The sequence below is a fragment of the Achromobacter sp. JUb104 genome, from assembly GCF_024806975.1.
GTDB lineage: Bacteria > Pseudomonadota > Gammaproteobacteria > Burkholderiales > Burkholderiaceae_B > Achromobacter > Achromobacter spanius.
Genome location: NZ_JANUEY010000002.1, coordinates 970,037 through 993,235 on the forward strand (window position 1 = coordinate 970,037; position 23,199 = coordinate 993,235).

Below are 23,199 nucleotides of genomic sequence, written 5' to 3' on the forward strand. Positions count from 1 at the left end.
CACGTAATGTCCCGATCGCCTCTTATTCTGGTTGCGGTGCGGCAGTCATCGGGCTGCCGATTTTACCTATCCTGGAATTCACATGATCAACAACAACGCCACACCCCTGGAACACTTGGCTGCATTCGCTATCGTTTTCGTGACGGGTGTATTAGGCACGGCAATCCTGGGCAGATATATTGACGCGATCAGGCGAGATGCGGCAGAAGACGCCTGCGCGAGAAATGATTGAGCCCGGAGCAAGCTCGAATTTTCCTGAGTTTTTCGCCCTACTTTCCTGGAATCACAGCATGCCTGTCCGTCCCCGGCCATTCACCCAGATGTGCACCGAATGCAATTGGGCACAGACTTTTGTGCCCGCCAGTGACGCGCTTGTCGTTGGGAGGGATATTGCGACCCACTGTCCAAAATGCCAATCAAGACAACTGCGATGCGCCGCGCCTTCGACGCCAGCGCTGATTGCGAGCCGGCTGAAACGCCTTCTTAGCTCAGTATAAAACCGGAAGGATTTCGCCATGCTTCTCGACTGGGACCCGGGGCCGGTGTCCACTATCCGTTAAGGCGGCAATCAGATCGCAATTAAAAAAGAAACGCAGGATAAGGTATGCTGACGTATGTATTCAAATGCATACAATTAAATCAAAATATTGATTTTGGCTGGATAGACCTTTCTGGCAATTGGGCGGTCCGTTCTTCAGGCTGACGCCCTGTACTTCCCCCTTTACCGTCCGCCAATTTCGCCTGCAAAAGGAGCTTCGCAACATGGCGCGTATCGTGCCGGATGGTTGGCAGACCATGGACGCCATTGGCGCGATGCGTCGGGAATTCGAGACGTTGGAGTCGTTGGCGCAGGGTTTGCCGGATGAATATACGGTGTATCACGCCGTGCATTGGACCAATATCGAACGATCCCACGCCATCCACGGCGAAGTCGATTTCGTAATCGTCAACCAGGCCGGACACATGCTGCTCATCGAGCAGAAATGTGGACCATTGGAAGAGACGCCTGATGGCTTGGCTAAGAACTACGGCGCCGGCAAGCTGAAATCGGTACCAGCACAGATGGGCCGTACGGTGAACAGCCTGCGAGGCAAGCTAGCACGGGTCTTGAATGGTGCTTACATCGAGATTGAGCACCTGCTCTATTGCCCCGACTATTTGTGCAAGACGCCGCAAACGGTGGGCGTGATGTCCGAGCGTATCGTCGACGCAGGCCGACGCGACGCATTGTGTACGGTGATTCAGCAGATTCTCCCTGCAGGCATCGCGGGTCCGTTGTACGCGCAGGTACATCGGTTTCTCTGCGACGTGATTCAACTGGAGGTGGATGCCAGCGTCTTGGTGGGGCAGGCCAAGGCCCTGGTCACCCGCGTGTCCAGCGGCCTGGCGTACTGGGCCCGGCAAATCGACATGACGCCCTTTCGACTGAACGTGAACGGCACGGCTGGCTCTGGAAAGACGCAGTTGGCCCTGGCCGAGTACCGCGCGGCAATCGAAGCCGGACGCAGGCCGCTGTATCTTTGCTTCAACCGGCCCCTGGCAGATCACATTGCCGCGATCGTGCCGGCTGGCGGCGTGGTGTGCACGTTCCACATGCTGTGCGTACGCATGGTCAGACAGTCGGGATCGGTGCCTGACTTCAATGCGGCCATGGCCTTCGAGCAACTGGTCAACGCCTGCCGGGAATTGGCGGTCCCGCTGGATCTGATGTTCGACACGGTCATCATCGATGAGGGGCAGGACATCAAGGCCGAATGGTTTGAGCTGATTCTGCGCCATGCCCGCGATGATGCCCGCATTCTGTGGCTCGAAGATCCGATGCAGAAGCTGTATCGCCATGCCGCCGTGGAACTGCCGGGTTGGATACGCCTGCGAGCAGACATGAATTTCCGTAGTCCGCGCCCTGTCGTCCAATTGCTGCAAGCATTGGTCCCGGATGGAGTGGCGGTCGTGCCGGCATCGCCCGTCGCGGGCCACGACGTGGAATTCCTTACCTACGAGACGGGCGTGCAGTTGCTCGATCGAGTCAAAGAAGGCGTGCGCCTGTGCGAATCGGCCGGGTTTGCACCTGCGGACATTGCGCTTCTCAGTTATCGAGGAAGGGATAGCTCTCGCATCCTGTCCTACGATCAATTGGGTTCGTATGCGCTGAGAAAATTTCTTGGCACCTACGACGGCGAAGGCAGGCCGGAGTATTCGGAGGGCACGCTGGTGACGGATACCGTGCACCGTTTCAAGGGGCAGTCCGCACCGGCAGTCGTGATGGCGGAGATCGATTTCGAAATACTGGGTGACGACGAGGTTCGCCGCTTGTTTGTAGGCGCTACACGCGCCTCGATGAAGCTGGTCCTGGTCATGTCCGAGCGGGCGGCGGCGCGATTGCTCGAACGTCTCGACGGATGCCCGACTCCGGCGTGATCAGTCCTGTGGCGGCTCCCGAGGAGGAAGCCAGCCCCCCCCCATTCCGCACCTATGACCAAAGAGCGAGCGAAATGCAAAAGCAACAAGGCACCACGACAGCGCTAAGAATTACCCTGGGCCTGCATATCGAGCAGTGGCAAGGCCCTCACCCCGGGGCGTCGCTCGAACGCGCGACCGTGGGGCGTCAGGCCTTTCTCGCGATGTTGGAAACCTGGCTCGGCCTGTCGTCGTTGCCAGTCAGTGCGGCTGAACGGACCGCGGCCTTCCTGCAGGCATTGCGTCAATCCGATGGGCCGGACAGGTTTTTTCACGACAGTTTGGCGGCTGATGAAATCGGCACCGCGGCCCGGCTCCTGCAATGGCGCGACGAATGGATCCTTGGCGGATGGACTGGTGTCGCAGCAATGGGATGGCCGTCTCGCTTATCGGACATGGCCGTCGTCGAAGCCGCAGCGGCCGGAGTGTTGCCCCCTGGCGAAGGCGATCGCCTGATTGCTGTCCTGCGTCGCCTCGATGAGCGCAGCGTACCGGTCGGCGAGATCGTGCTGCTGGAGGACTGCAAGCTCTTTCCGTCCTTGTGGCGTAGGCTGCTGGCCCGACTTCCGGTTGTCGATGGAAGCGTCCTGGTTCCCGCGGCCGAGCCGCATACGCAACTGGGGCGTCTGCAACGCGCCGTGTCGGATGCAGTGTCGCTTGACCAATCGTTCACGGCTCAGCCGGATATCGACGGTAGCGATGGCTCGATTGTCGTACTTCGTCCCCACACGTGCGAAACCGCGGAGCAATGGCTAGCTCATCACTATCATGCCGGGCAGGCACAAATGCTCCTGGTCAGTGAGCAGCACGGCGCTTCGGTCGACGATACCTTGCGTGTCAACGGCGCACCGGCCTGCGGTTTTGACGAATCCAGTGCCTTGCGCCCAGCTTTGCTGGCGTTGCCGCTGATCTTCGAGACCTTCTGGGACCCTCTGGAACCTGCGCGACTGCTAGATTTCCTCATGCATCCGATCGGCCCCTTCCGGTCCTCGGCTCGTCGCGCGTTCGGCGCGGTCTTCTCAGAGCATCCGGGTATCGGCGGGGCCGAGTGGGTCAAGGCGCGCGAACGCCTGCTGGCCGAGACTCCACCCGAACTTCGCGCGGAACTGGAGCAGCACATCCGGGTCTGGCTTGAATCGTCCCGCCATCCGCGAGCCGTCGGCGCGCCCATTGACTATGCAATCGATCGGGTCAAGCTGCTGGCGCAGGCGCTGCGCGGCCGATTGCAGCACCTCATGCCTACCGACACCGTGGCGCGCGATCTTGGCGCGGCCCTGGGCCAATGCGCGGGCACGCTCAGTGGCCTACAGTCGCTGCAGCGGGACGGGGTCAAGCACGTCAAGCCGCGGTTGCTCGAACAACTATGCGCTCAGGCGACCACGGCCTGCGGCAATAGCTTGGCCGTGGCCGAGGCGGCTTGCATGCTCAGCGCCACGGCCCCCGAAGCCTGCGCCCTGGGGTCAGTCGCCGAAGTCATTTGGTGGATGCCTTCCGCTCCGAAGCTGCCTGCGGGACACCCGTGGAGCCGTCCAGAAATCGAAGCGCTGGCCGCGGGCGGGGTCGAGCTTGTGGACCAGGCGTTCGCCATGGGAAGCCTCGCCGCGTTGTGGATGCGGCCGCTGCTGACTGCGGCTGATCGTCTGATTCTGGTCTTGCCGCCGGCGCCGGCGGAAGATCATCCGGCATGGCAGCTTATCGCCTTGCTCGCGCCTGCCTTGGCCGTATCGCAGTTTGAAGAGCATCCAATGGTGCGCGACCAGTTGAGGCAGGTCGCGCCTCTGCCCTTGCAACGCGCGCAAGGCGTCTGGGAATTGGATAAGGATACGGCCTGGCGGGCCACCTATCCGGTTCCGACACGACTACCCTCGCAGTCTTACACGTCATTGGATCTTCATTTCAACAACCCCGCGATCGCCGTGTTGAAGTATGCGGCCGGTTTGCGTACTGGGCGGGCTACGGTGGTCGCGAAGGATGGCCGCTTGCTCGGCAACCTCGCGCACCGCTTGGTGGAGACCCTATTCGTCAACGATGATGCGCCATCGTGGAGCCAGGCCCAATTGGAAGCGTGGCTGGAACCACAGTTGGCAACATTGCTTGAACAGGAAGGCATGCCGTTGCTTGCGCCGGGCAACAGCGCTGCGCTCTTTCAGTTCAAGAACACTGTGCGTCACGGCCTGTGGGTGTTGCTGCAGCATATGGCGCATGCCGGCGTCGTCCGCGTCGAGGCCGAGCGGCCGCTGGCTGGCATGCTCGGCGCGTTGCGTCTCAACGGCGCCACGGACCTGCTATTGCATCTGGCAGATGGTAGGACCGCCGCGCTCGATCTCAAATGGACGGGCGCGAAGCGGTATCGGCAAGCGCTGTCCGACGGCACCTACCTGCAACTGGCGCTGTATGGCGAAATGATTCGGCAGGAGCTCGGAGCGCCGCCTGCCGCAGTGGGCTATTTCACGTTCCGTGAGGCTCTGCTGTTGACCGCTACGCCAGACGTCTTCAGCCCACAAGCCCGTGTCTTCAGTGCAAAGAACGGTGTCAACGCGTCGGAACTCGTCATGCAGGCCAGAGCCACCTGGGCCTGGCGGGTGCGGCAGTGGCAGGAGGGCCATGTTGACGTGATCGGAGAGGGACTCGATCCGGAACCGGGGCCATCTCCGGCAGACTGCCTGCCGCTGGGCGAAACCGCGCCGTGGCACGGCGATTACACGGCGCTTTTCGGCAGCAGGGAATAACCATGGATCAGAAGAATATGAATGTGGAATTCGTCCGCGCCGGGGCGGGCAGCGGAAAGACCTATTACCTAACTCACTTGCTGGCGGACCGTCTGCAAAGCGGCGCTGCGCGGCCAGCAGCGATCCTGGCCACCACATTCACGGTCAAGGCTGCCTCAGAGTTGCGCGAGCGCGCGAGGTCGACGTTGTTGAGCCAGCGGCGGCTCGATCTGGCTGCCGCGCTGGGGCAAGCGAGCATCGGTACGGTCAACAGCGTCTGCGGGCGCTTGATTCAGCGCTTCTGCTTTGAGCTCGGCATCTCGCCGGATCAGACGGTCCTGACCGAAGATGAAGGCCGCCGCCTTGTGCGCGTTGCTGTCGAGGGAGTCCAGGATGCGAGCGGCGTCGAGAATCTGGCGCAACTAACCGCGCGGTTGGACCTGGACGACGATGCGGTGACCGCCACGCTGCAGGCGGTCATGAACGCCGCGCGTTCCAACAACATCAGCCCAGAAGAACTTGTCGCGATGGGGCCGCGGAACGCGGACGCGATGCTGGCGTGCTGGCCGCGCCCGCAGGGCGATCACGATGCCGTCTTGATTGCGGCGCTTGAACGCGCGGAGCGCGAGCTCAAGCAGGCGCAGGCCGCTGGCGTGAATACCAAGGTTCTAAACGACGCGATCGAGAGAGTCGCAGCGGCCCGTAGCGGTCTCGCTCGCGGGAAGCTTGCGTGGAATGCCTGGCAGCAACTCTCGAAACTGAATGCTGGTGCCAAGCAGGCCAGCATTGTGGAGGACCTTAAAGATATCGCAGCACGCCATCCTACCCATGACCGGTTTCACGATGATGTGCGGAACTATCTTTGTACGGTGTTCGACTTGGCGGGACGTGCCTTGCAAGCCTTTGCCAATGCCAAGCGGGACCTTGGTGTAGTCGACTTCACCGATCAGGAGGTCTTGTTGCTGCGAGCCCTGCAAAGCAGCGCCTTGGTGCGCGAAGCGCTCGCAGGTGAGCTCGATCTCGTTCTGGTCGACGAGTTCCAGGACACGAATCCGCTTCAGTTGGCCATCTTCGTAGAGTTGGCGAAGCTGGCCAAAAGCTCGATATGGGTAGGCGACCCCAAGCAAGCCATCTATGGCTTTCGCGGCACGGATTCGACACTCATTCAGCAGATCCTCGATTCCGTGGAAGGCTGGGGCGGCACGATGGGTACACCGTTGTCGGATTCGTACCGCTCCACCCCGGGGTTGGTGGGCCTTGCCAACGAGGTGTTCGTGCCGGCATTTCACCCCGCGCCAGCCTCCGAAACCGCGCTCAGACCGGTGCGCAAGCCGCTTGCCGGACAGCCTCAGCTCTTGAACTGGTCATTCGTGACGGAAGCCGGGAAACGTTCAATTTCGCTGAAGGCCTTGGGTCCCGCGGTGTCGGAGCTGCTGCAGCGCGGCATCCTGATCGCCGACAAGGCCACGGGCCAGGAACGTCCGTTGCAAGCCAGCGACATCGCCGTGCTGTGCCGCAAGAATGACCATATTAAGTCCGCGGTCGACGCACTGAGCCGCTGGGGCATTGCCGCAGCGGCGGCCCGGCCTGGCTTGATGTCGACGCCCGAGATTCAGTTGGTGCTGGCCTGCCTGCGCCGTTTGCAGGACGCCTCGGATACGGTGGCCACGGCCATGATTGTCGGGCTGACGGGTTCGGTGAGGCCGGAAGACTGGCTGCAAGACCGCTTGCAGTTCCTTTCCGGGATAGCTGCGGGCGCAGATGGCGAGACTTCGCCCTCAATGTCGGCATGGAAGGCGGAGGGAGCGGACGCTCATCCGCTTATCGCAAGGCTGGCCAGTTTGCGGCCGTCCCTAGTGTCGCTCACGCCGCGTGAGGCACTGCGGTTGGCAAAGGCTGAGTCCGGCGTTGCGCGCTTGGCACACCAGTGGTCGGCGGCGGAGCGCGAGGCGCAGGTTCGTATCGCCAACATTGAAGCGCTGTTGGCATTGGCGCACCAGTACGAGGAGGCTTGTCTGGGCTCACGGCAGCCGGCGACGATCAACGGGATGTTGCTTTGGTTCCAGGAGCTGGTGGCCGATGGCGCGGACGGTCGGGCGGCCGCGGCCCATGGCGCGGTCGAAGTCATGACCTTCCATGCGGCCAAGGGGCTGGAATGGCCGATGGTGATTGTGATCGGCCTGGATCACGGCTACCGCACAGATCTGTGGAGCGTGCGTTCCCGGACGATCGGTGCTTTTAATGCGACAACGCCTCTGGCCAACCGCTATATCCATCATTGGGTCAATCCCTTTAAGTCTTCCGTGCAGGTCATCGCCGATGCAGAGGCTTCAGAAACCGGCAAGCTCATGGCCGAGCAGGCACGCACGGAGAACACACGCCTGCTGTATGTCGCCCTCACCCGTGCGCGCGATGTGATCGCCCTGGTGGGCGGTACCAAGACGGTGGGTTCCGCCCCGCCCTGCGATTGGCTCGACGAGATCGGCGCTGCCATCAAGCTTTGGGGACCGGCGGGCGCATCCGTGATGGACGGCCAGACTGTCGTCCGCGAAACGAAAGCCTGGGAGTTCGATGAATCGCTCGACGCACCGCCCCCGCCGGTTGCACGAGCCATGCATTACTTCGACGCGCGCCAGCCCCAATCTTTTGAACGGCTCTGGTTTGCGCCGAGCGCCGCCCAGACCGGACAGCATCGGGCGGTCAAGGTGGAGGACGTAGGCCAGCGGATCGTTGTGCAGTCCGACACCGACATGGCTGCGCTGGGTTCGGCGCTGCATGGTTGCATCGCCTGCTCGGTGGCGGATCCGTCGCGTCCCATCGACGATGAGCAGATCAGGGAGGTCCTGATGCGCTGGGGCGTCCATGGCGCCGTGACGCCGGCGGCAGTCCGCTTCCAGGTGGAAGCCTTTCAGGACTGGTGGCAGTCGAAGTGGCCAGACGGCACTGCCCAGGCGGAACTGCCGATTCAGGTGCCACGTCCCGATGGCACCGTCATCCGCGGTCAGATCGATCTGCTTATCCGTGTGGGGGCTGGCCGCATCCTAATCGATCACAAGGCCGACCCGCGCGGCGTCGCGGACGGCGAGCGCCTGGCCGCGACGCACGGCGGACAACTGGAGGCCTACGCCCGTGCTGTCGAGGCCGCGTCGGGAGAGGCCGTGCGTGAGCTCTGGCTATTTCTGCCAGTTGCCGCTCGCGCTGTGCAGATTGCTGCAGCTCATTCGTAAGTTCGTAAAAAACAGTGCCTCGGGCCAGCAAGAACTCGGTACGTCGTTCGGCGAGAAGCCGATTCGACCGCAACCATCCGAACGGTGGGCGATGTATCGGTTGATCTGTCCCGTGACGGATGCCGCATTGGAAATCAGCGGCCTGGAATCCTTCTATGAGTACTCCCAGCCGAATGGTCCGAATAAGCGGTTGTCGGCGGACATCGCTATCGTGCAGGGATCTCGGCCTGTCTGGTTGATTGAGGCAAAGAAGTTCGCTAGGAAATTGCATCCGGACCTTATCGATTGTTATCTCGAGCCCGGGATGATGGGGCCGTCACCAACGGCAACCATTGGATCTTTCTCGTTCGCGGAAAGCACGTCGTTTATGGACCAATGGTGCAACCGGACGGTCAAGTTGATGGGGCGGTCCGCGCCCGCGTCACGCGGATGCTGGCTTGCAAAAGCGAAGACGAGGCCTTTGGTCTGGAGAATGGTTGGCGCGAGGACTGGCTGGGAATCGCTGCGGTGGAGAGCCCTCAGATCTGGTATATCAACAAGGCAACGGGCTCCCGAGAGTTTGCAGTGAAGCTGCACTTCGACACCCTAGGCGATGCGGCGTGCGCCGCCTTGAAGCATGCCAAGCAAGGTACGAGCACCGCGTTGCTGTTAGAGGAGCTACTCGCTACGGGGGTGGAGATACGCGGTGGGAGCGTTGAAGCTAGCAAAAACCGACTTATCTGGGTGCTCCCCGGTTTGGGGCGTGGCGCTCGGGTGGATTTGGCGTCGCGACAGCTCGATATGCTCGTACAAAAAACGCTCATAGACGCGGTTGGTAGAGACACGATAAGCGCGAGTATCAAGCTGCATGACAAAAATCACCACATGTCAGTATGCAAGGCAACCGCGCCCCATGAGGTGAGCAGCCTGGTGCGGGTGTCCGGCGTCATGCCAGGTTAGGCCGGCACCCACCTTGTCGGGGTGCAAGCAGAAGGAAAGGACAATCGCCGACTTTTTTCGGGATTGAGATAGTGATGAACGGATGAAAAGAGAAATGAAGCCTATAACCTTGCAAGCAGTCGAATTTGGCCGTGAAGTGGCTACGTACTTATCTACTTACCGTCATCGACTGGATGACTACAGCTGGGGTATGACGAAGAGCTGCATAGCCGCGGCACGGAACCGCGGCTTGCTCTCCCACCGTGAATTTGGCGGAGGTTTCGCCGAAACCTTGGAGTTGCGCCAGGCGGTCGCGCAGCGATCACGCGAGATCCATGCCGGGAAGAAAGGGACAACCCGTGTTGAGGAACTGGCCGATCTTGCCAAATTCGTGATCTCCGACTGGGGTGGGTTGAATGGAAACCATGCGGAAACGATTGAAGAGTACGCGTCTCGGTTCACCGATATCGATACTGGATTCGATGCGGTTGTTGATCACGAAAGCCTTCGTTCGGCGGTTCGTCCGAGAATCAGACGCGGGCTGTACAAATTCGGTGGAATCGCTAGTTGGTCAAAATGGCTTTCATTCGTGTGGAACGATTGGGCATTGATTTACGACGCGCGCATCGCTTTTGCGCTGAACGCGATCCACTTTATTCGAGCCGTGAATGCGCCGGTGTTGCCCGTTCCTCCAGGTAGAAACGGACTGCTTGCGAGTCTGGACGCCGAGAGCGCGGCCGCCTTTGCCTGGTTGGGAAGTTACGGAAGCGCATGTCCTTCGCTTGAGGAGATGGTGGCCGTGAGCGTAGGTAAGACAAGCAAGGATGATCCCCTCAGGGCGTGGCTCGACAAGGCGGTGGTGCCCGAGCAGGATGCCTATACTTATTATCTCGACGTCATGGCCGAAGCCCACCGGCAGCTCTGGCAAGATGATCGTCCCCTGGTGCATACGGAGATGCTGCTGTTCAAAATCTCGATCTCTGAAATTGCACAAGACTTCATGTCGGGAATGCTGGAGAGATTGGGGCAGCCGCCAGGGATCGCCGCCGTTCCGCAGGCGGCTTGAACCGTCTTGCAATATCTCGAGTCGCGGCAACAAAAAAACTCAAAGCGGCACTCCTTCGCCATCCTTAAATCATGGCGCATGCGGAGGCCTTCGCGCTCCAAACCCATAAGCGATCTTCGTTGCGGCGAATTCTATCGCTGGTGGCCGATTCGCTTTCCTCCTTATGTGACATGGCGCAGTGGCGCATGAGTGTCTGTCACACCGTGCGGGTCGCACCGGCGTAGGAGTGGCACGCCCGCGCGGCAGCGGGCTTGATCAGAATTGTGCCGGGTACCCGCGCGCACGGCGTGTTGAATCCACAAATAAGGCAGATGACTATGAAATGGGGCTTGTTGGGACCAGCAGTACTGACCGGTGAGAGGCGTACGCGAACCTTGGAAATAGGGCAGGCCGTCCGGCGTTTCAATGAGCTGGCCGTACCGGGCACTGGTGGCGTCTGGTTTGCCAAGCAGGTATTTCTCGCCATCCTCGGCATTCGCGTCGCCGAACTGGCACGCTACGAGAAAATGGCGGTAGGCAATATCGAATGCGCCAACGCGATTGAGGCTCTGGCCTGCTGGCACGGCTTCAACGACAACAAATGGGCCCAGCACCCGCGCTTGCGGGGAATACACAAGTTTCCTCGACAGCATGCCTTGGATTTTCGTACCCTGCGACGCCCTGGCTTTTATGTTTCGCAGCCCATGCGCATGGCGGTCGGACAAAGCCTAATGCCGCTGGGACTAGCGGACGGGCAAAGCCGGCGGTTCAACGCCCTGTCGACCAACGAGATTGGCCAGAAGCTGATTACCCTGGCATGCGGTGAGGGTAGTCGCTACGATGTCCTGACGCATCTCTTGAACTGGGTGCAGGGAAAGCCAGTTAGTTGGCCCCCGCGCTTCGTCAAGCTGCTGTCACCTTGCGTGCCGCTGTCGGCTGCGGCCCGGGGCCTGCTCCATGCGCAGTTAATGCTCGGTGCCGGGAACGAAAGCATCGCCCACAAGACACGACGCCGTGCTGCTCTGCAATGGGTCGAGGACGTACGCAACAATCCGCCTGCGATGCCGATGCGCTGGGAAGACCGGCCGACCGCGATTGCCGATGATGCGCATTGGCTTGACCTGCGGGCGGGCGCGCAACTCATGGCCTGCCGCGATCAAGCCTTGCTCGTGCTCGACGAATTGGAACGGGCGCTCCTATCAGTGCGTAAGGCGACAATGAGCATCGAAGATGCTGCCGAAACGCTGACGAACGAACTGGCAGGTCTGCGCCGATCCGCTGAACAGTATCTGGCGCTTTCGCATACCGACCCTGATGCCATGTCGTTCTGCCGCGAATGCGCCCTCGCGTCGACCACCGAGCAACTCGAGCACTTGCTGCGCCGCGACGGCCGTGTGCTGCGTCTGGTCGGCCGCCAGGTCAAGCCCGGGTCCGCGGTTCGCCGAACCGTGCAGAACGCGGACCCACCGGATCTGTCGTCAGCGCCGGATCCGGACGATGCGGGTCTGGTCGACGGCGTTATCGCATGGCCCGCAGGCCTGTCCTTCCGCATGCGCAACCTCTATGCACTGAATCGAGACATACGGGAAGAACCGGATGCGACGAGCAACGACATCACGAACCAAGATCTGGAGGATGTGGCAGCATGACGCCGTCCCTATTGCATTTTTTCGATGCGCCCGACGACTATGACGGGCTATTCGGCTGGATATGCGGCTATTCCGCCGATGCTTTGTTCCTCGACGAGGCGGCCGAGCGATTCACCCGCCGCATTCACGCCCAGCGCGCCAAGGCGGGCGAGATTTCCCTGGGCCTGATCCTCGATCCTCAACACGAGGCACTGTCGCTACTGGATGTGCCAGGGGTGGCCCACCTGCCATTACGCCGAGCCAACGAGCAACCATTCAAGCTAATGCACGCCAAGGTCGCCCTGCTAGGTTTTCGCAAAGCAAGCGCCGATTCGTGGCGACTGCGCCTGATCGTCTCAACGGGCAACTGGACCCAGCAGACAGTTGAGGAAAGCCTGGACCTGGCGTGGTCGATTGAACTGTCTTCCGAAGACCTGGACACGGACGCGCGCGATCTGTCACTACGCTGCGCGGACATCAAGGCCTCGTGGGAAATGTTGGACTGGCTGGCGTCCCATTTCGATCTCCGCATCTTCGATGCCATGTCGGAAAATCCCTGCGCGGCGGACCGTGTCGCTCGGTTCAGCGAATGGGTAGGTCAATGCGCCTCGCGCGCGGCTGGGCAGGAGCCTCGATTCTTTGACAACCGCTCGCGCGGTTTGCTCGAGCAATTGCCAGAGCGGATAACGCAGCACGCCGGCAAGGTTCGCCGCAACTATCTGGCCATGGCATCGGGCTTTTTCGAGGATCTGCCGCAGGCCGGGGCGGATAGCGCGCCGGGTCGGGTGCCCACAGTGCTAGCCCGGATAGAAGACACGCTGCGCTCCCATGACATGCTGACGCGCAACGCCCTGGTGGAGGTCTACGTCAACCCGGAAAGCTGCCAGGCTGTAGCCGTGTGCCTGGAAGCGATGGCTGAGCGCTCTTGGTTCGTGTTGGCGCCTGGCTTGCCCGAACATATTTTTGGCCCGGACGCACACCGCACCCTGCACGCCAAATTCCTGCTCGGCGGCAATGACGTCGGCAACGCCTGCACCAGCGGCTGGCTCTACCTGGGCTCGGGGAACCTGACCAACCCGGGCTTTATCCAACGCGCCGCACGCACAAGCGGCAATCTTGAGGCGGGAGTGGTTTTCTCCTTGCCGAGAACGCCGTGGTTACCATCCCGGGATCTTACTGTGCCGGCCCTGACGGTCCTATTGCCGATTCAAGCCAATGGAATTCCGCTGACCGTCAATGAACGGCTCATGGCCGGCGATCCGATGCCGGAACACAACGATGTCTTCCTTGCCGCTCCGGTGGCCTATCTGCAATGGCAGCCGACGCTGGGCGGCGGACTGCTGCGCGCGCCCGGCGGGAGTACCGCGGATGTCGAGGTGCTGGGTCCGGACGAAGCAGCCTGCGTTCGAATGGGGCTGGACTGGGTGTGGCCAGGCGAGGCGCCGCGCCAGGTCAGACTACGCTGGGGCGCGCCGGCTCACCAAGAGCGGCAGGTTCCCGTGATCGACGAGTACGGCCGGATCGCCGCCACCGAACTGCCTGAATTGGAACTCCAGGAACTTGCGGCCCAACTGCTCGGCTTTCCCGCAATCGACACCGGCGATGGCGATGGAGATGGCGACGACGATGATACGGACGCATCTGGCAAGAAGACCCAGTCGCGTGGCGCGGGCGGTTCGTCGCAGACGGCCGCGATCCGTACGATGATGATGCAGATCGAATTGATCGCCCAGAAACAGGTTCAAGTCACGTACGCCGACTGGACGGCCTGGTGCCATCGCCTTGAGCAGACGCTGTGCCAGGCGCGCGGCAGTGCTGTGCTGGCCGATTTCAAGCAGTTGAAGATTGATCCACTCAGTTGCCTGCGGCAGGCGGCTTTCCGTCCCGACTATGCCCGCGACGCCAGCGACCCGTATAGCCGACGCTACGAGGAAGCGCTGCAACGTGTTGCCGAATCCTGGGACGTGCAGGATGGCTATCTGGCTTTTGGAGAAGAAAAATAATGGATTGGAACGCAGTCGCGAAGGGACTGATCGCATCGCTCGATGAAACCGACGGATCCCAAAAAAAAACGTGGCCGTTGAACGAGGGTCAGCGTCGCAGCCTGACGGCGTTGGCCCAGCGCATTCCGCAAAACGGCGTCGTGATCGCCGACGAAGTCGGCATGGGAAAGACCCGCATTGCCGTCGCCCTGGCCCGCGCAGTCGTGCGCCAGGGCGGGCGCGTCGCCGTGCTGGTGCCGCCCGGGCTGGGTTTTCAATGGGCGCAGGAAATGCAGGACGGAGGTGTGGAGTGCCCACCCCTGCTCAGAAGCCTGGAACAGTATTTCAAGCCATGGGATCCCAAGGAGGGCGACGCGTCGCCCTGGTCGGCCCAAAGCGTGGTATTGCTATCGCATCAAATCGCCAACTGGCGCATCGGCGAAGGCACGCGCTCGCCCTACTGGTCTTTGCTGCCCTTGCTGTACGCCACGTGGCGCAAGGCCTGCGATGGCCGATATCCCAGACACTTCCACGCGACGCAAGAACTGTCGGATCCACGGATTAGGGCTGCGGCCGAGGATATCGCAGCGTGGGCAAAACGCACCGGGGGCACCCCCGTCGCGTTTTTGAACACATTGGTCGACGAGGCTCCCTGGCCGGCGGCGACGCAACCTGGCCAGTACAGTTCCGGCACCGCGTTGCGCGTCTCGCTGGAACGCGCCGTGGGCATCGGCTTAGGCTTCTTCGATCTCATCATCATCGACGAAGCGCACAAGAGCCGGGGAGACGCGACGGGGTTGTCCCGCCTGTTGAACAACGTCGCCTTGGCCCCCGCCGACGGACGCAGGCTGGCCATGACGGCCACGCCGGTGGAACTGGACGCAGAACAATGGCAGGACGTGCTGGATCGTATCGCCGTTAAGACGGCCGACGGGCGGAGTTTGCCTGACCATGAGCAAACGACGCGCGCGATAGGCAATTACGTAAAGGCGGTCAATGAGGTCAAGACACAACCGACCGACGCGGGTAAAAGACAAAATTATCGGACGACGGCCCGAGCGTTCGAGCAGACTTTGTCGCCATATCTCTTGCGTCGCGACAAGCGCGAAGCGCAATCGGTACAGGCATTCGCCCGCCACGCTGGGCTGCCGCCTCACGCCTATCGGCGGGAACGCCCACTGTTCATCGATCCGGCGAAGCTGTCGCCCGCCTGGCGGCAGGTGGTTTGCGCGGGGGAAGCTTTGTCCCTCGCCGCCGCCCAGGGCACCGCGCCCCAGGCGCAACGACTGCGCTTGACCATGGGCAACGGCCACGGTATCGCTAAGATCATCGATCAGCTTCAGCAAGATGAAACCGAGGATCGTGAGCAATTGGCGCTGGACCGTCGGTTGGAGGACAATCCCCATTCGGACTCCCCCCGGTCACGACGCGTGGATTGGTGGCTGGACGTGATGCGGCATGCGTTGAGGAATGAGAATGTGCTGCTCGACCATCCGGCCATCGACAGGGCGGTCCAGGAAATCGAAGCCGCTCACGAAAAAGGCGAGAAAGTCCTGGTTTTTGGCCGCTACACCACACCGATGAAGAAGCTGGTCGAGTTGCTGAATGCGCGCCAGATGCTCCGGGCTTTGCGCGACAACACGCCCTGGCCACAGAGCGGCGTGCGCGAAAGCGAACACGACGCGGTCAGGGCCGCGCAACGGCAGCTCGGCATCCTGCGGGATGAATCGATCGACAGCATCAATGCGCAGTTAAAGCGTCAATATGAGGATCTTGAAAATCGTCGCCAGGCGGCGCGTGAGCAGTTGTTCCATACACTGCGCGCCGGTTTGGCAACGTATCCCGACCACAGTGCCGCCAAGCGCCTGTTCCACGCATTTGAACGCAATCCGGTCGGCCAGGCCTCCGTCACCCGAGCCGTGATGGAACTGCTGCCGCATGACGAAGCGACTCCACAGGATTGGACCGACGCGTTCGTGCATCTTGTCGATGCGGCAATGGAGCGCGAGGATATCGACGAACGCGGCGAAGCGGGCTTGAACGAAGCTGGAGCGACGGCGTTGTGGCCGAAGCTGGCGGAGAGCTTTGATGAGGAATACCGCCATCCGCAGGGCGGCTTCGCACGGCTAATGTACGGCGAAACCAAGCAAGTTACGCGGCGGCTGCTGCAAATGGCCTTCAACCGTCAGGACAGCTATCCCCAAGTACTCGTGGCACAGTCAGTGGTTGGCCGCGAAGGGCTAAATCTGCACAAGGCCTGCCGGACCGTGCTGCTCTTGCACCCAGAATGGAATCCCGCCGTGGTCGAACAACAGATCGGGCGCGTGGACCGGCTTGGCAGCCGTTGGGAGCAGCTGCTCGAGGAAGCGGTGGCGAACGGTGTCCAAGGCCGCGACCTGCCCCGCATCGACATCCTGCCAATTGTGTTCCAGGGCACGTACGATGAGCATAACTGGAGAGTTTTGAAAGCACGCTGGGATGCGCTGCGGGCGCAACTCCATGGCTCGGTCATTCACGTGCCAGATGACTACGACGATGCGCTACTGCGTTCGATTGCGGACGAAATCAACGACGCAGCCCCGGACTTTTCCCCTGGAACAGCCCCACATTGAGACGCAGGAGTCCGGAAGAACCGACCCTGCGCCACATCCATGGCCGCCTGCTAGCCTCCTGTCAGAACTCACAATGTACGTCGCATGCATATGCAAAACGACAAAAGTTCATTTCTCGCTCACTGGTTAGGACGGCTGCGAAATAGGACTTCGCCAGATTCGTGACACGATCGTCCAGAAACTTCCACACTTCCACCGGGTTGGGGTGCACGTTCTCGCGGATCAACTCGGGCGTCATGCGACCCGAAATATCAGCCCCCCCCGGGTCTCCGCTAGGGGGGCCGTATTTCGCGCCGCGCCATCTAATATGGGGTGAAGTCACTGGTCAAGTAAGGCTCGGGACCTTCTGCTTCTGTTCTGCGTACCTTGGCCGACTCTACAAGTGTTTTGTTCAGGCCCCTCCCTGAGGGCGTGAGCTGACGGACCGCGAGGGAGTCTGATGACTCGCTGAGTGCACGAGGTCCACGTTGATACCAGGGTCACGGTCGCTGATGTGACGAGGCGTGAGGCCGACGCTGGGCCACTCATGGTCATCGATTTCGATGTCGATGAGGCTGCTGAAATTTTTCCTTGGGGGTTCGATGCGCATCTCTATGCAAACTTAGAACGGGTGAAAGTCAGCCCCTGAATGCTTCGGGTTAGAAGGTCCAAACTTTTCCTTCGCCGGCGGAGTACGTTGCCTGGAGATGGGTGGTAATGACACCAAATTCACTTTCAGCGGCCGGATCCTTTTGGTCGACGATTATCGACGCTCGCGTATCCCTGTCCACAGCTTGCATCCGGCGCCGATATTCCTCATTTTGTCCTTATAATTTGAAACTTTTACCAGTCCGTCCCCATGTTGTGAATTCTGACAGCGTAGCCTACGTCTACGGAGAGCTAGATTCTCGCCCCCTCGCAGATCGCGGAGCATTGAAGGCAACTGCTCGGACAATCTGCGGGCCGCCGGCCGTCCACAAAATCGCTGACTGCAGAGTTGAAGGTGCAGGGATATCACGCGCTGAACGTGACAGTTGGATTAAGACTTAGTTCGTGCACCCTCAAGCCATCGCTATTACTAAAAATTATGAGCATTTGGTCAACTGAACAAACGAAAAATGAAATGCCGGACTCTTACCTTTTGACTCTTCTACACATGCGCTTGCTTGTTGGCTTTCTCGGTGAGCGTGCTCAGTGCGCCTGGTGGCCCACCGCGTTCTATGAGGCGTCAAGCAAGCCCTTCCTGGACCCAGTTTTCTCGAAAACGTCTCGCCTTGCTCAGTACCAAGGTGTGCTGGAAGCGGCCAGACGATTACACGATGAACATTTGAGCGTTGGTAACTACCACCTATTTCGTTTGACCGAAGAGGTCGAGCAAGATCTGCACGCGACCTTGCAAAGCAGAGGGGGAGAAGAACTCGCCAACCAGGCATCATGGAACAAAGAGATGGCGCTGGATGCGTTGAAGCAATTGGCTGTAACAGGCCGTACGTCCCGCGTCGGTCCAACGGCGGTCGGAAACATCAAGGATCTCGATTCTAACGACACTCTGAAGGCCATCGCTGCCGCCTATTTATCGGCTTTCACCCAAAACGCCAAAACCTATCCGTATCTGGTGGCATAATCGTGGCCGCCCCCCCCCCCTACACGACTCAGTTGCAGGCAGGCCTTGGTCTCGTCAACGAAACCAAGACGTTGCTTGACCTGTGGTCGCCAGGCATGTCGGCCAATCAGTTGCATCTGGTCGCGTTGGATTCAGGTCGGTTTCCCACCGTCACTGCACGCCGACTCCGCAACATCGTCGTCGAATGCTTCGCTCCACGCTATCTCGTAGCAAGTGGCGTACCGGCAGCCCATCTAAAGCGTCTGTCCGCAACGCTATCTACGGCTGATCTGACGCAGCTCATGCTCGTATTTACGAGTCGGGCAAACCCGATCCTGGGCGACTTCGTGCGCCACGTCTACTGGGCTCGATATGCCGGTGGATACACCGAGATCACCAACGAGGATGCACGCAACTTTGTCGAACGCGGCATCGATGACGGCAAGACCATCAAACGCTGGTCGGAAACTACCGTACGGCGGGTCTCCGGCTATCTAACGGGTTGTTGTGCTGACTATGGAATGCTTGAGCGTGGGTTGCGTTCGAGACGTCGCATCCTGCCGTTTCGTATTTCTCCAGCCGTGGCCGCCTTCTTGGCTTACGAACTGCATTTTTCCGGCATCAGCGACAACGCGCTGCTGATCCACGAGGACTGGAAACTATTTGGTCTGGCGCGCGAAGACGTGCTGGAGGAAATCAAACGACTTTCGCTGAAAGGGTTGCTCATCGTCCAGGCTGCTGGCGATGTGATCCGCATCAGCTGGAAGAAAACAGATATGGAGGCGCTCTGCGATGTCCTCAATCAAAGCTGACTTTGACGAATTGCGCGAGCGCATCCGGCATGGGCGGGAACTCGGCCATGCGAGCTTCGAGCCAATCTACTACCTGGTCTTCCCGCCAGAGCAGATTCTCGAAGTGAAACGCCAAACGCCTGCCTGGGTGGCGAAGTTGCACCAGGAAGGCTGGGACGTGCATACCTTCTCCATCGTCGAACAAATCTGGGCTTTGCTCAAAGAAGATCCATTCTGGACACTTTGCGTGATGGAAGACAAGTCCGCACCGCTGGACTGGCCGCGTACCAACAAGGCACTGGCGGACATCCTGACAACGGAGTACGGCTTGCTCAATCGGCTAGAGGCTGCCTTGCAACCTCTAGAGGGACAGCAGAGCGCGCTCTTGTTGGTCACTGACCTGGAAGCACTGCATCCATTCATGCGGATTGGTGCTATCGAAAGCCAGCTTCAAGGCAAGTTTCACGTACCGACGATTTTTCTTTACCCCGGCGTGCGAACCGGCAAAACGCGCCTGAAGTTTCTCGGCTTCTACCCGGAAGATGGAAATTACCGCTCCGTACACGTTGGCGGCTGAACAGACAAAAGAATCCTGGGACAAATCTATGACGATTCGCTCACTCTTCGATCCAAGCAAGGACATTTACCGGACCATCGAGAAGGTCATCACCTATGGCGCCTCGCAAGAAGGTCGCCTCAAGGCCGAGATCTCCGAGTACGTGGTCACCGAAAGCATCGAGGAGCAGTTCCGCAAGCTCCTCGATCGCATGCAACTCGCGATGGAATCCGGTGGCGAAAACGAAGTGGGCGTTTGGGTCTCTGGCTTCTATGGTTCGGGCAAGAGCTCGTTCACCAAGTACCTCGGCCTGGCGTTCGATGATCAGCGCACCATCGACGGCACGCCGTTCATCAACTATTTGCAAGACCGTCTTCACAAGCCCCAAACAAAAGCGCTCCTCACCACTGTCGCGAAGCGTTTCCCGGCCGCTGTGGTCATGCTTGACCTTGCCAGCGAAATGCTCGCCGGCGCCACGATGGAGGATGTCTCCACCGTTCTTTATTTCAAGGTACTGCAGTGGGCTGGCTACTCGCGCAACCTCAAGGTCGCCGCATTCGAGCGGATGGTCGAGAAAGATGGTCGAACGCCCGAGTTGCACGATCGCATCGCCCAAGCGCTGCCAGGCGCAACCTGGACGCGCGTGCAAAACAACCCATTGGCTATCGACGGGCTGATCCCAAAAATCGCCCACGAAATGTACCCAGCACTCTTCCCGGAAGCCAAGTCCTTCTCGTCCAGCACCGAGGGTTTCTTCCAGTTCGAAGACCAGCGCGTGCAGGAGATGATCGACATCGTTCGCGAAAAGAGCGGCAAGCAGAACATCATCTTCATCGTCGACGAAGTCGGACAGTACGTCGCCTCACGCGACAACCTGATTCTCAACCTCGATGGCCTGGCGAAGAATCTCAAGCGCCTGGGCGACGGAAAGGCATGGATCATCTCTACCGCGCAGCAGACGCTGACGGAGGACGACCCGCGCGCCGCATTGAACTCCGACAAGCTCTACAAACTCAAGGACCGTTTCCCGATCCAGATTGACCTTGAGTCGAGTGACATCAAGGAGATCTGCTATCGCCGCCTGCTCGGTAAATCGCCAACGGGGGAGACTGAACTAGGCAAGCTGTTCGATGCCCACGGCCAGGCGCTGCGACACAACACCAAGCTGCAAGACGCCAAGTATTACGACGCGGACTTCAGCAAAGAAAGCTTCACCAATCTGTACCCGTTCTTGCCGGCGCACTTTGACATCTTGCTGCACCTGCTGGGTGCGCTAGCCAAATCTACCGGTGGTATCGGTCTGCGCTCAGCAATCAAGGTGATCCAGGACGTCTTGAAGGGCGAAGGTGGCTCCAAGGCAATGGCCGATCAGCCTGTAGGCTGGCTGGCTACCACTGTCACTCTGTACGACGAATTGGAAAAGGATATCCGTCGCGCCTTCACTTCCATCCACCAGGCGGTCGGCAAAGTACAGATTCGCTTCCCAGATTCGCAACTTCATCAAGACATCGCCAAGTCCGTCGCTGTGCTGCAAATCCTGGGCAATCTGCCTGTGTCGGTGCAGAACGTCGCCAGCTTGATGCACCCATCTGTTACCGCGCCTTCGCAACTCGACACGGTCAAAAAGGCCGTCGAGGAAATGCTTGGCGACGTGCACGTGCCGCTGGGCGAGAAAGATGGCAGCTTGATCTTTCTCAGTGAAAAATTGCGTGACATCGAACAAGAGCGCGGCGCCATTGCGCTGCGTACCGTCGATGTGAAGCGTATTTTCAACGATGCGCTGCGCGAGTCCTTCGACCCGCTTCCCCGAGTCAGCCTTCACGGGACTATGGCCGTCGCAACGGGCCTGAAAGTCCAGGCTGGCAGCGCCACCACCAGTCTGGCTGGTGACAACAATGTCATCCAGACTGTTGTAGAACGGGTGCCTGCCAGTGATTACGAGGCATCCAAGCATCGGATGTTGGACGACTCCCGTAGTCGCGCCGGTCGCAATGTCATTGGTCTGCTGGCCCGCTCCAATGCCGACCTCGACGACCTGGCAAATGAAATCTACCGCTGCCAGCGCATCGCCGAGCTGCATCGCAACGAACCCGACCAAGAGGTCAAGGACTACTGCTCAGGCCAGCTTGATCGCGCCGCCAAGCTTGCGACTCAACTACAGAGCAAGATCAAACAAACCCTGCAGGCTGGCTCGTTCGTATTTCGAGGCCAAGCCACTGCCGTATCGGCGTTGAACGCCGACCTGCTGGAAGCAGCCAAGAAGCTGCTTGCAGACGTCGCAGACCAGGTCTTCGACCGTTATGTCGAAGCGCCGGTGCGTGCCGGGACCGACACCGCCGAGAAGTTCCTGAAGGTTGCCAACCCCGCAGCCATCAGCAGCACGCTGGACCCGCTCGGACTGGTGCAAACCGTAGCGGGGCGCGCCTCGTTCAAGACCGATCACAAGGCGATGATCAGCATCCGCGACTACATCGACAAACGCGGTACGGTCGATGGAAAGCGCCTGCTTGACGACTTCGGCAGCGACCCGTTTGGTTGGTCGCCGGATACAACGCGCTACATCGTGGCCGCCATGCTCATGGCCGGTGAAATCAAGCTCAAAGTCTCTGGGCGTGAAGTCACGGCGGCTGGGCAGCAGGCGATCGACGCCCTGAAAACCAACAACTCGTTCAAGCAAATCGGCGTTTCACTTCGCGACGAGCGTCCATCCATCGAAACCCTCGGCCGGGCGGCTGAGCGCCTCTCTGAACTGGTCGGTGACATGGTGATCCCGCTGGAACAAGAGATCAGCAAGGCGGCGACGAAGCACTTCCCACGCTTTCAGCACGACTACGGCTCCTTGGCCGAGAAGCTTGTTGGCCTTGGGTTGGCAGGCAGTGACCGTATTCGCACCTTGAACCAGGACATTGCCGACGTCCTGTTCACCGATGCCTCTGATGCTCCGCAGCGCCTGGGCGCCGAGGCCTCCGCCATTTACGACAACCTCAAGTGGTCGCTGGAAGTGAAACGGGTGCTGGACAACGGCCTTGACGCCACCCTGCGCGACTTGCAAGCCCACCGCCGCGACATCGAAGCCTTGCCGGACACCGGCGTGCCAGGCGAGCTGCGCCGCGAACTTGCCGAAGACCTGGGAACCCTGTCGGAGCGCCTGGGCAAAGAAGATTTCTACAAACACACCGCAGACTTCAACTCACAGCTCACTCATTTGAAGGGCCGCGTGCGCGATGCGGTCATCACGCTCTCAGACCAGCAAAAGCTGCGTTTGAAGGATGGCGTTGAAGACCTGCAACGTATCCCCGAGTGGGAAGAACTCACCCAGGAGGAACGTGGCAATGCCGTGAATCGTCTAGACGGGCTCACGCTCGCAGCGCCGCAGGATCTGGCCGGACTCAAAAAACTGTTGGCGCGCGACTACGACATCAACAGCACTCTCGACGATCTGAAGCGGTCGATCCAGCGTCAAGGCCAGGAACGCCTGCGCCAGCGCATGGAGGAAGAGAGGGCCAAAACTGGCGAGAAAGGTCCGGCCAAACTCAGCAAGTCAATCGCGGTGCCAGTGAAGATGACCTCTGCCGCAGACATCGACGCGTTGATCCAACAGCTCAATGAAATCAAGGTACAGCTTGGCCTCTACTCCGAGATCGAGGTGTCTTTGGTGCTCAGCGATCAACCAGGAACGGGCGGGAGCTAACG

The 23,199-nt window shown here is 60.2% G+C and carries 13 protein-coding genes; all 13 read left to right on the top strand.

Annotated elements, in window-relative coordinates; translation table 11 throughout:
- Positions 1-82 precede the first annotated feature (82 nt).
- The 13 genes from M2361_RS16320 (at position 83) to brxC (ending at position 23,197) form a co-directional block, all read left to right on the top strand.
- Positions 83-232, top strand: coding sequence for a hypothetical protein (locus M2361_RS16320; protein ID WP_259250610.1), 150 nt, complete (start codon positions 83-85; stop codon positions 230-232).
- 530 nt (positions 233-762) lie between these two features.
- Positions 763-2,418, top strand: coding sequence for an ATP-dependent helicase (locus tag M2361_RS16325; protein WP_259250611.1), 1,656 nt, complete (start codon positions 763-765; stop codon positions 2,416-2,418).
- Between the two features lie 74 nt (positions 2,419-2,492).
- Positions 2,493-5,186 (top strand): PD-(D/E)XK nuclease family protein, encoded by a 2,694-nt coding sequence (locus M2361_RS16330; protein ID WP_259250613.1) that lies wholly within the window; start codon positions 2,493-2,495, stop codon positions 5,184-5,186.
- A gap of 2 nt (positions 5,187-5,188) precedes the next feature.
- The gene (locus tag M2361_RS16335) at positions 5,189-8,392 is read left to right on the top strand and encodes an exodeoxyribonuclease V subunit beta (RefSeq protein WP_259250614.1); all 3,204 of its coding nucleotides are present in this window, start codon (positions 5,189-5,191) and stop codon (positions 8,390-8,392) included.
- Positions 8,393-8,767: 375 nt separating this feature from the next.
- Complete coding sequence (locus M2361_RS16340; RefSeq protein WP_259250615.1) at positions 8,768-9,331, top strand: hypothetical protein; 564 nt, start codon at positions 8,768-8,770, stop codon at positions 9,329-9,331.
- Between the two features lie 94 nt (positions 9,332-9,425).
- Entirely contained in the window at positions 9,426-10,376 is a 951-nt protein-coding gene (locus M2361_RS16345) for a hypothetical protein (RefSeq protein ID WP_259250617.1), read from the top strand.
- 374 nt (positions 10,377-10,750) lie between these two features.
- Positions 10,751-12,004 (top strand): hypothetical protein, encoded by a 1,254-nt coding sequence (locus M2361_RS16350; RefSeq protein WP_259250619.1) that lies wholly within the window; start codon positions 10,751-10,753, stop codon positions 12,002-12,004.
- Positions 12,001-13,986: a hypothetical protein gene (locus M2361_RS16355; RefSeq protein WP_259250620.1), complete on the top strand. Its 1,986-nt coding sequence runs from the start codon at positions 12,001-12,003 to the stop codon at positions 13,984-13,986. The genes M2361_RS16350 and M2361_RS16355 overlap by 4 nt, the downstream gene beginning before the upstream one ends.
- Complete coding sequence (locus tag M2361_RS16360; RefSeq protein ID WP_259250622.1) at positions 13,986-16,577, top strand: helicase-related protein; 2,592 nt, start codon at positions 13,986-13,988, stop codon at positions 16,575-16,577. Before M2361_RS16355 ends, M2361_RS16360 begins: the two co-directional genes overlap by 1 nt.
- A 1,102-nt stretch (positions 16,578-17,679) precedes the next feature.
- On the top strand, positions 17,680-18,180 hold the full coding sequence (locus M2361_RS16365) for a BrxE family protein (RefSeq protein WP_259250624.1): 501 nt from the start codon (positions 17,680-17,682) through the stop codon (positions 18,178-18,180).
- 2 nt (positions 18,181-18,182) lie between these two features.
- Positions 18,183-18,971: a DUF1819 family protein gene (locus M2361_RS16370; RefSeq protein WP_259250625.1), complete on the top strand. Its 789-nt coding sequence runs from the start codon at positions 18,183-18,185 to the stop codon at positions 18,969-18,971.
- On the top strand, positions 18,952-19,527 hold the full coding sequence (locus M2361_RS16375) for a DUF1788 domain-containing protein (RefSeq protein ID WP_259250626.1): 576 nt from the start codon (positions 18,952-18,954) through the stop codon (positions 19,525-19,527). The genes M2361_RS16370 and M2361_RS16375 overlap by 20 nt, the downstream gene beginning before the upstream one ends.
- A 28-nt stretch (positions 19,528-19,555) precedes the next feature.
- Complete coding sequence (gene brxC, locus M2361_RS16380; protein WP_259250627.1) at positions 19,556-23,197, top strand: BREX system P-loop protein BrxC; 3,642 nt, start codon at positions 19,556-19,558, stop codon at positions 23,195-23,197.
- Positions 23,198-23,199: the final 2 nt, after the last annotated feature.

Coding starts and splice junctions, on each gene's coding strand:
- M2361_RS16360 (WP_259250622.1), top strand. CDS start 13,986: ATGGATTGGAACGCAGTCGCGAAGGGACTGATCGCATCGCTCGATGAA.
- M2361_RS16320 (WP_259250610.1), top strand. CDS start 83: ATGATCAACAACAACGCCACACCCCTGGAACACTTGGCTGCATTCGCT.
- M2361_RS16345 (WP_259250617.1), top strand. CDS start 9,426: ATGAAGCCTATAACCTTGCAAGCAGTCGAATTTGGCCGTGAAGTGGCT.
- M2361_RS16325 (WP_259250611.1), top strand. CDS start 763: ATGGCGCGTATCGTGCCGGATGGTTGGCAGACCATGGACGCCATTGGC.
- M2361_RS16330 (WP_259250613.1), top strand. CDS start 2,493: ATGCAAAAGCAACAAGGCACCACGACAGCGCTAAGAATTACCCTGGGC.
- M2361_RS16365 (WP_259250624.1), top strand. CDS start 17,680: ATGCCGGACTCTTACCTTTTGACTCTTCTACACATGCGCTTGCTTGTT.
- brxC (WP_259250627.1), top strand. CDS start 19,556: ATGACGATTCGCTCACTCTTCGATCCAAGCAAGGACATTTACCGGACC.
- M2361_RS16340 (WP_259250615.1), top strand. CDS start 8,768: ATGGTGCAACCGGACGGTCAAGTTGATGGGGCGGTCCGCGCCCGCGTC.
- M2361_RS16355 (WP_259250620.1), top strand. CDS start 12,001: ATGACGCCGTCCCTATTGCATTTTTTCGATGCGCCCGACGACTATGAC.
- M2361_RS16375 (WP_259250626.1), top strand. CDS start 18,952: ATGTCCTCAATCAAAGCTGACTTTGACGAATTGCGCGAGCGCATCCGG.
- M2361_RS16335 (WP_259250614.1), top strand. CDS start 5,189: ATGGATCAGAAGAATATGAATGTGGAATTCGTCCGCGCCGGGGCGGGC.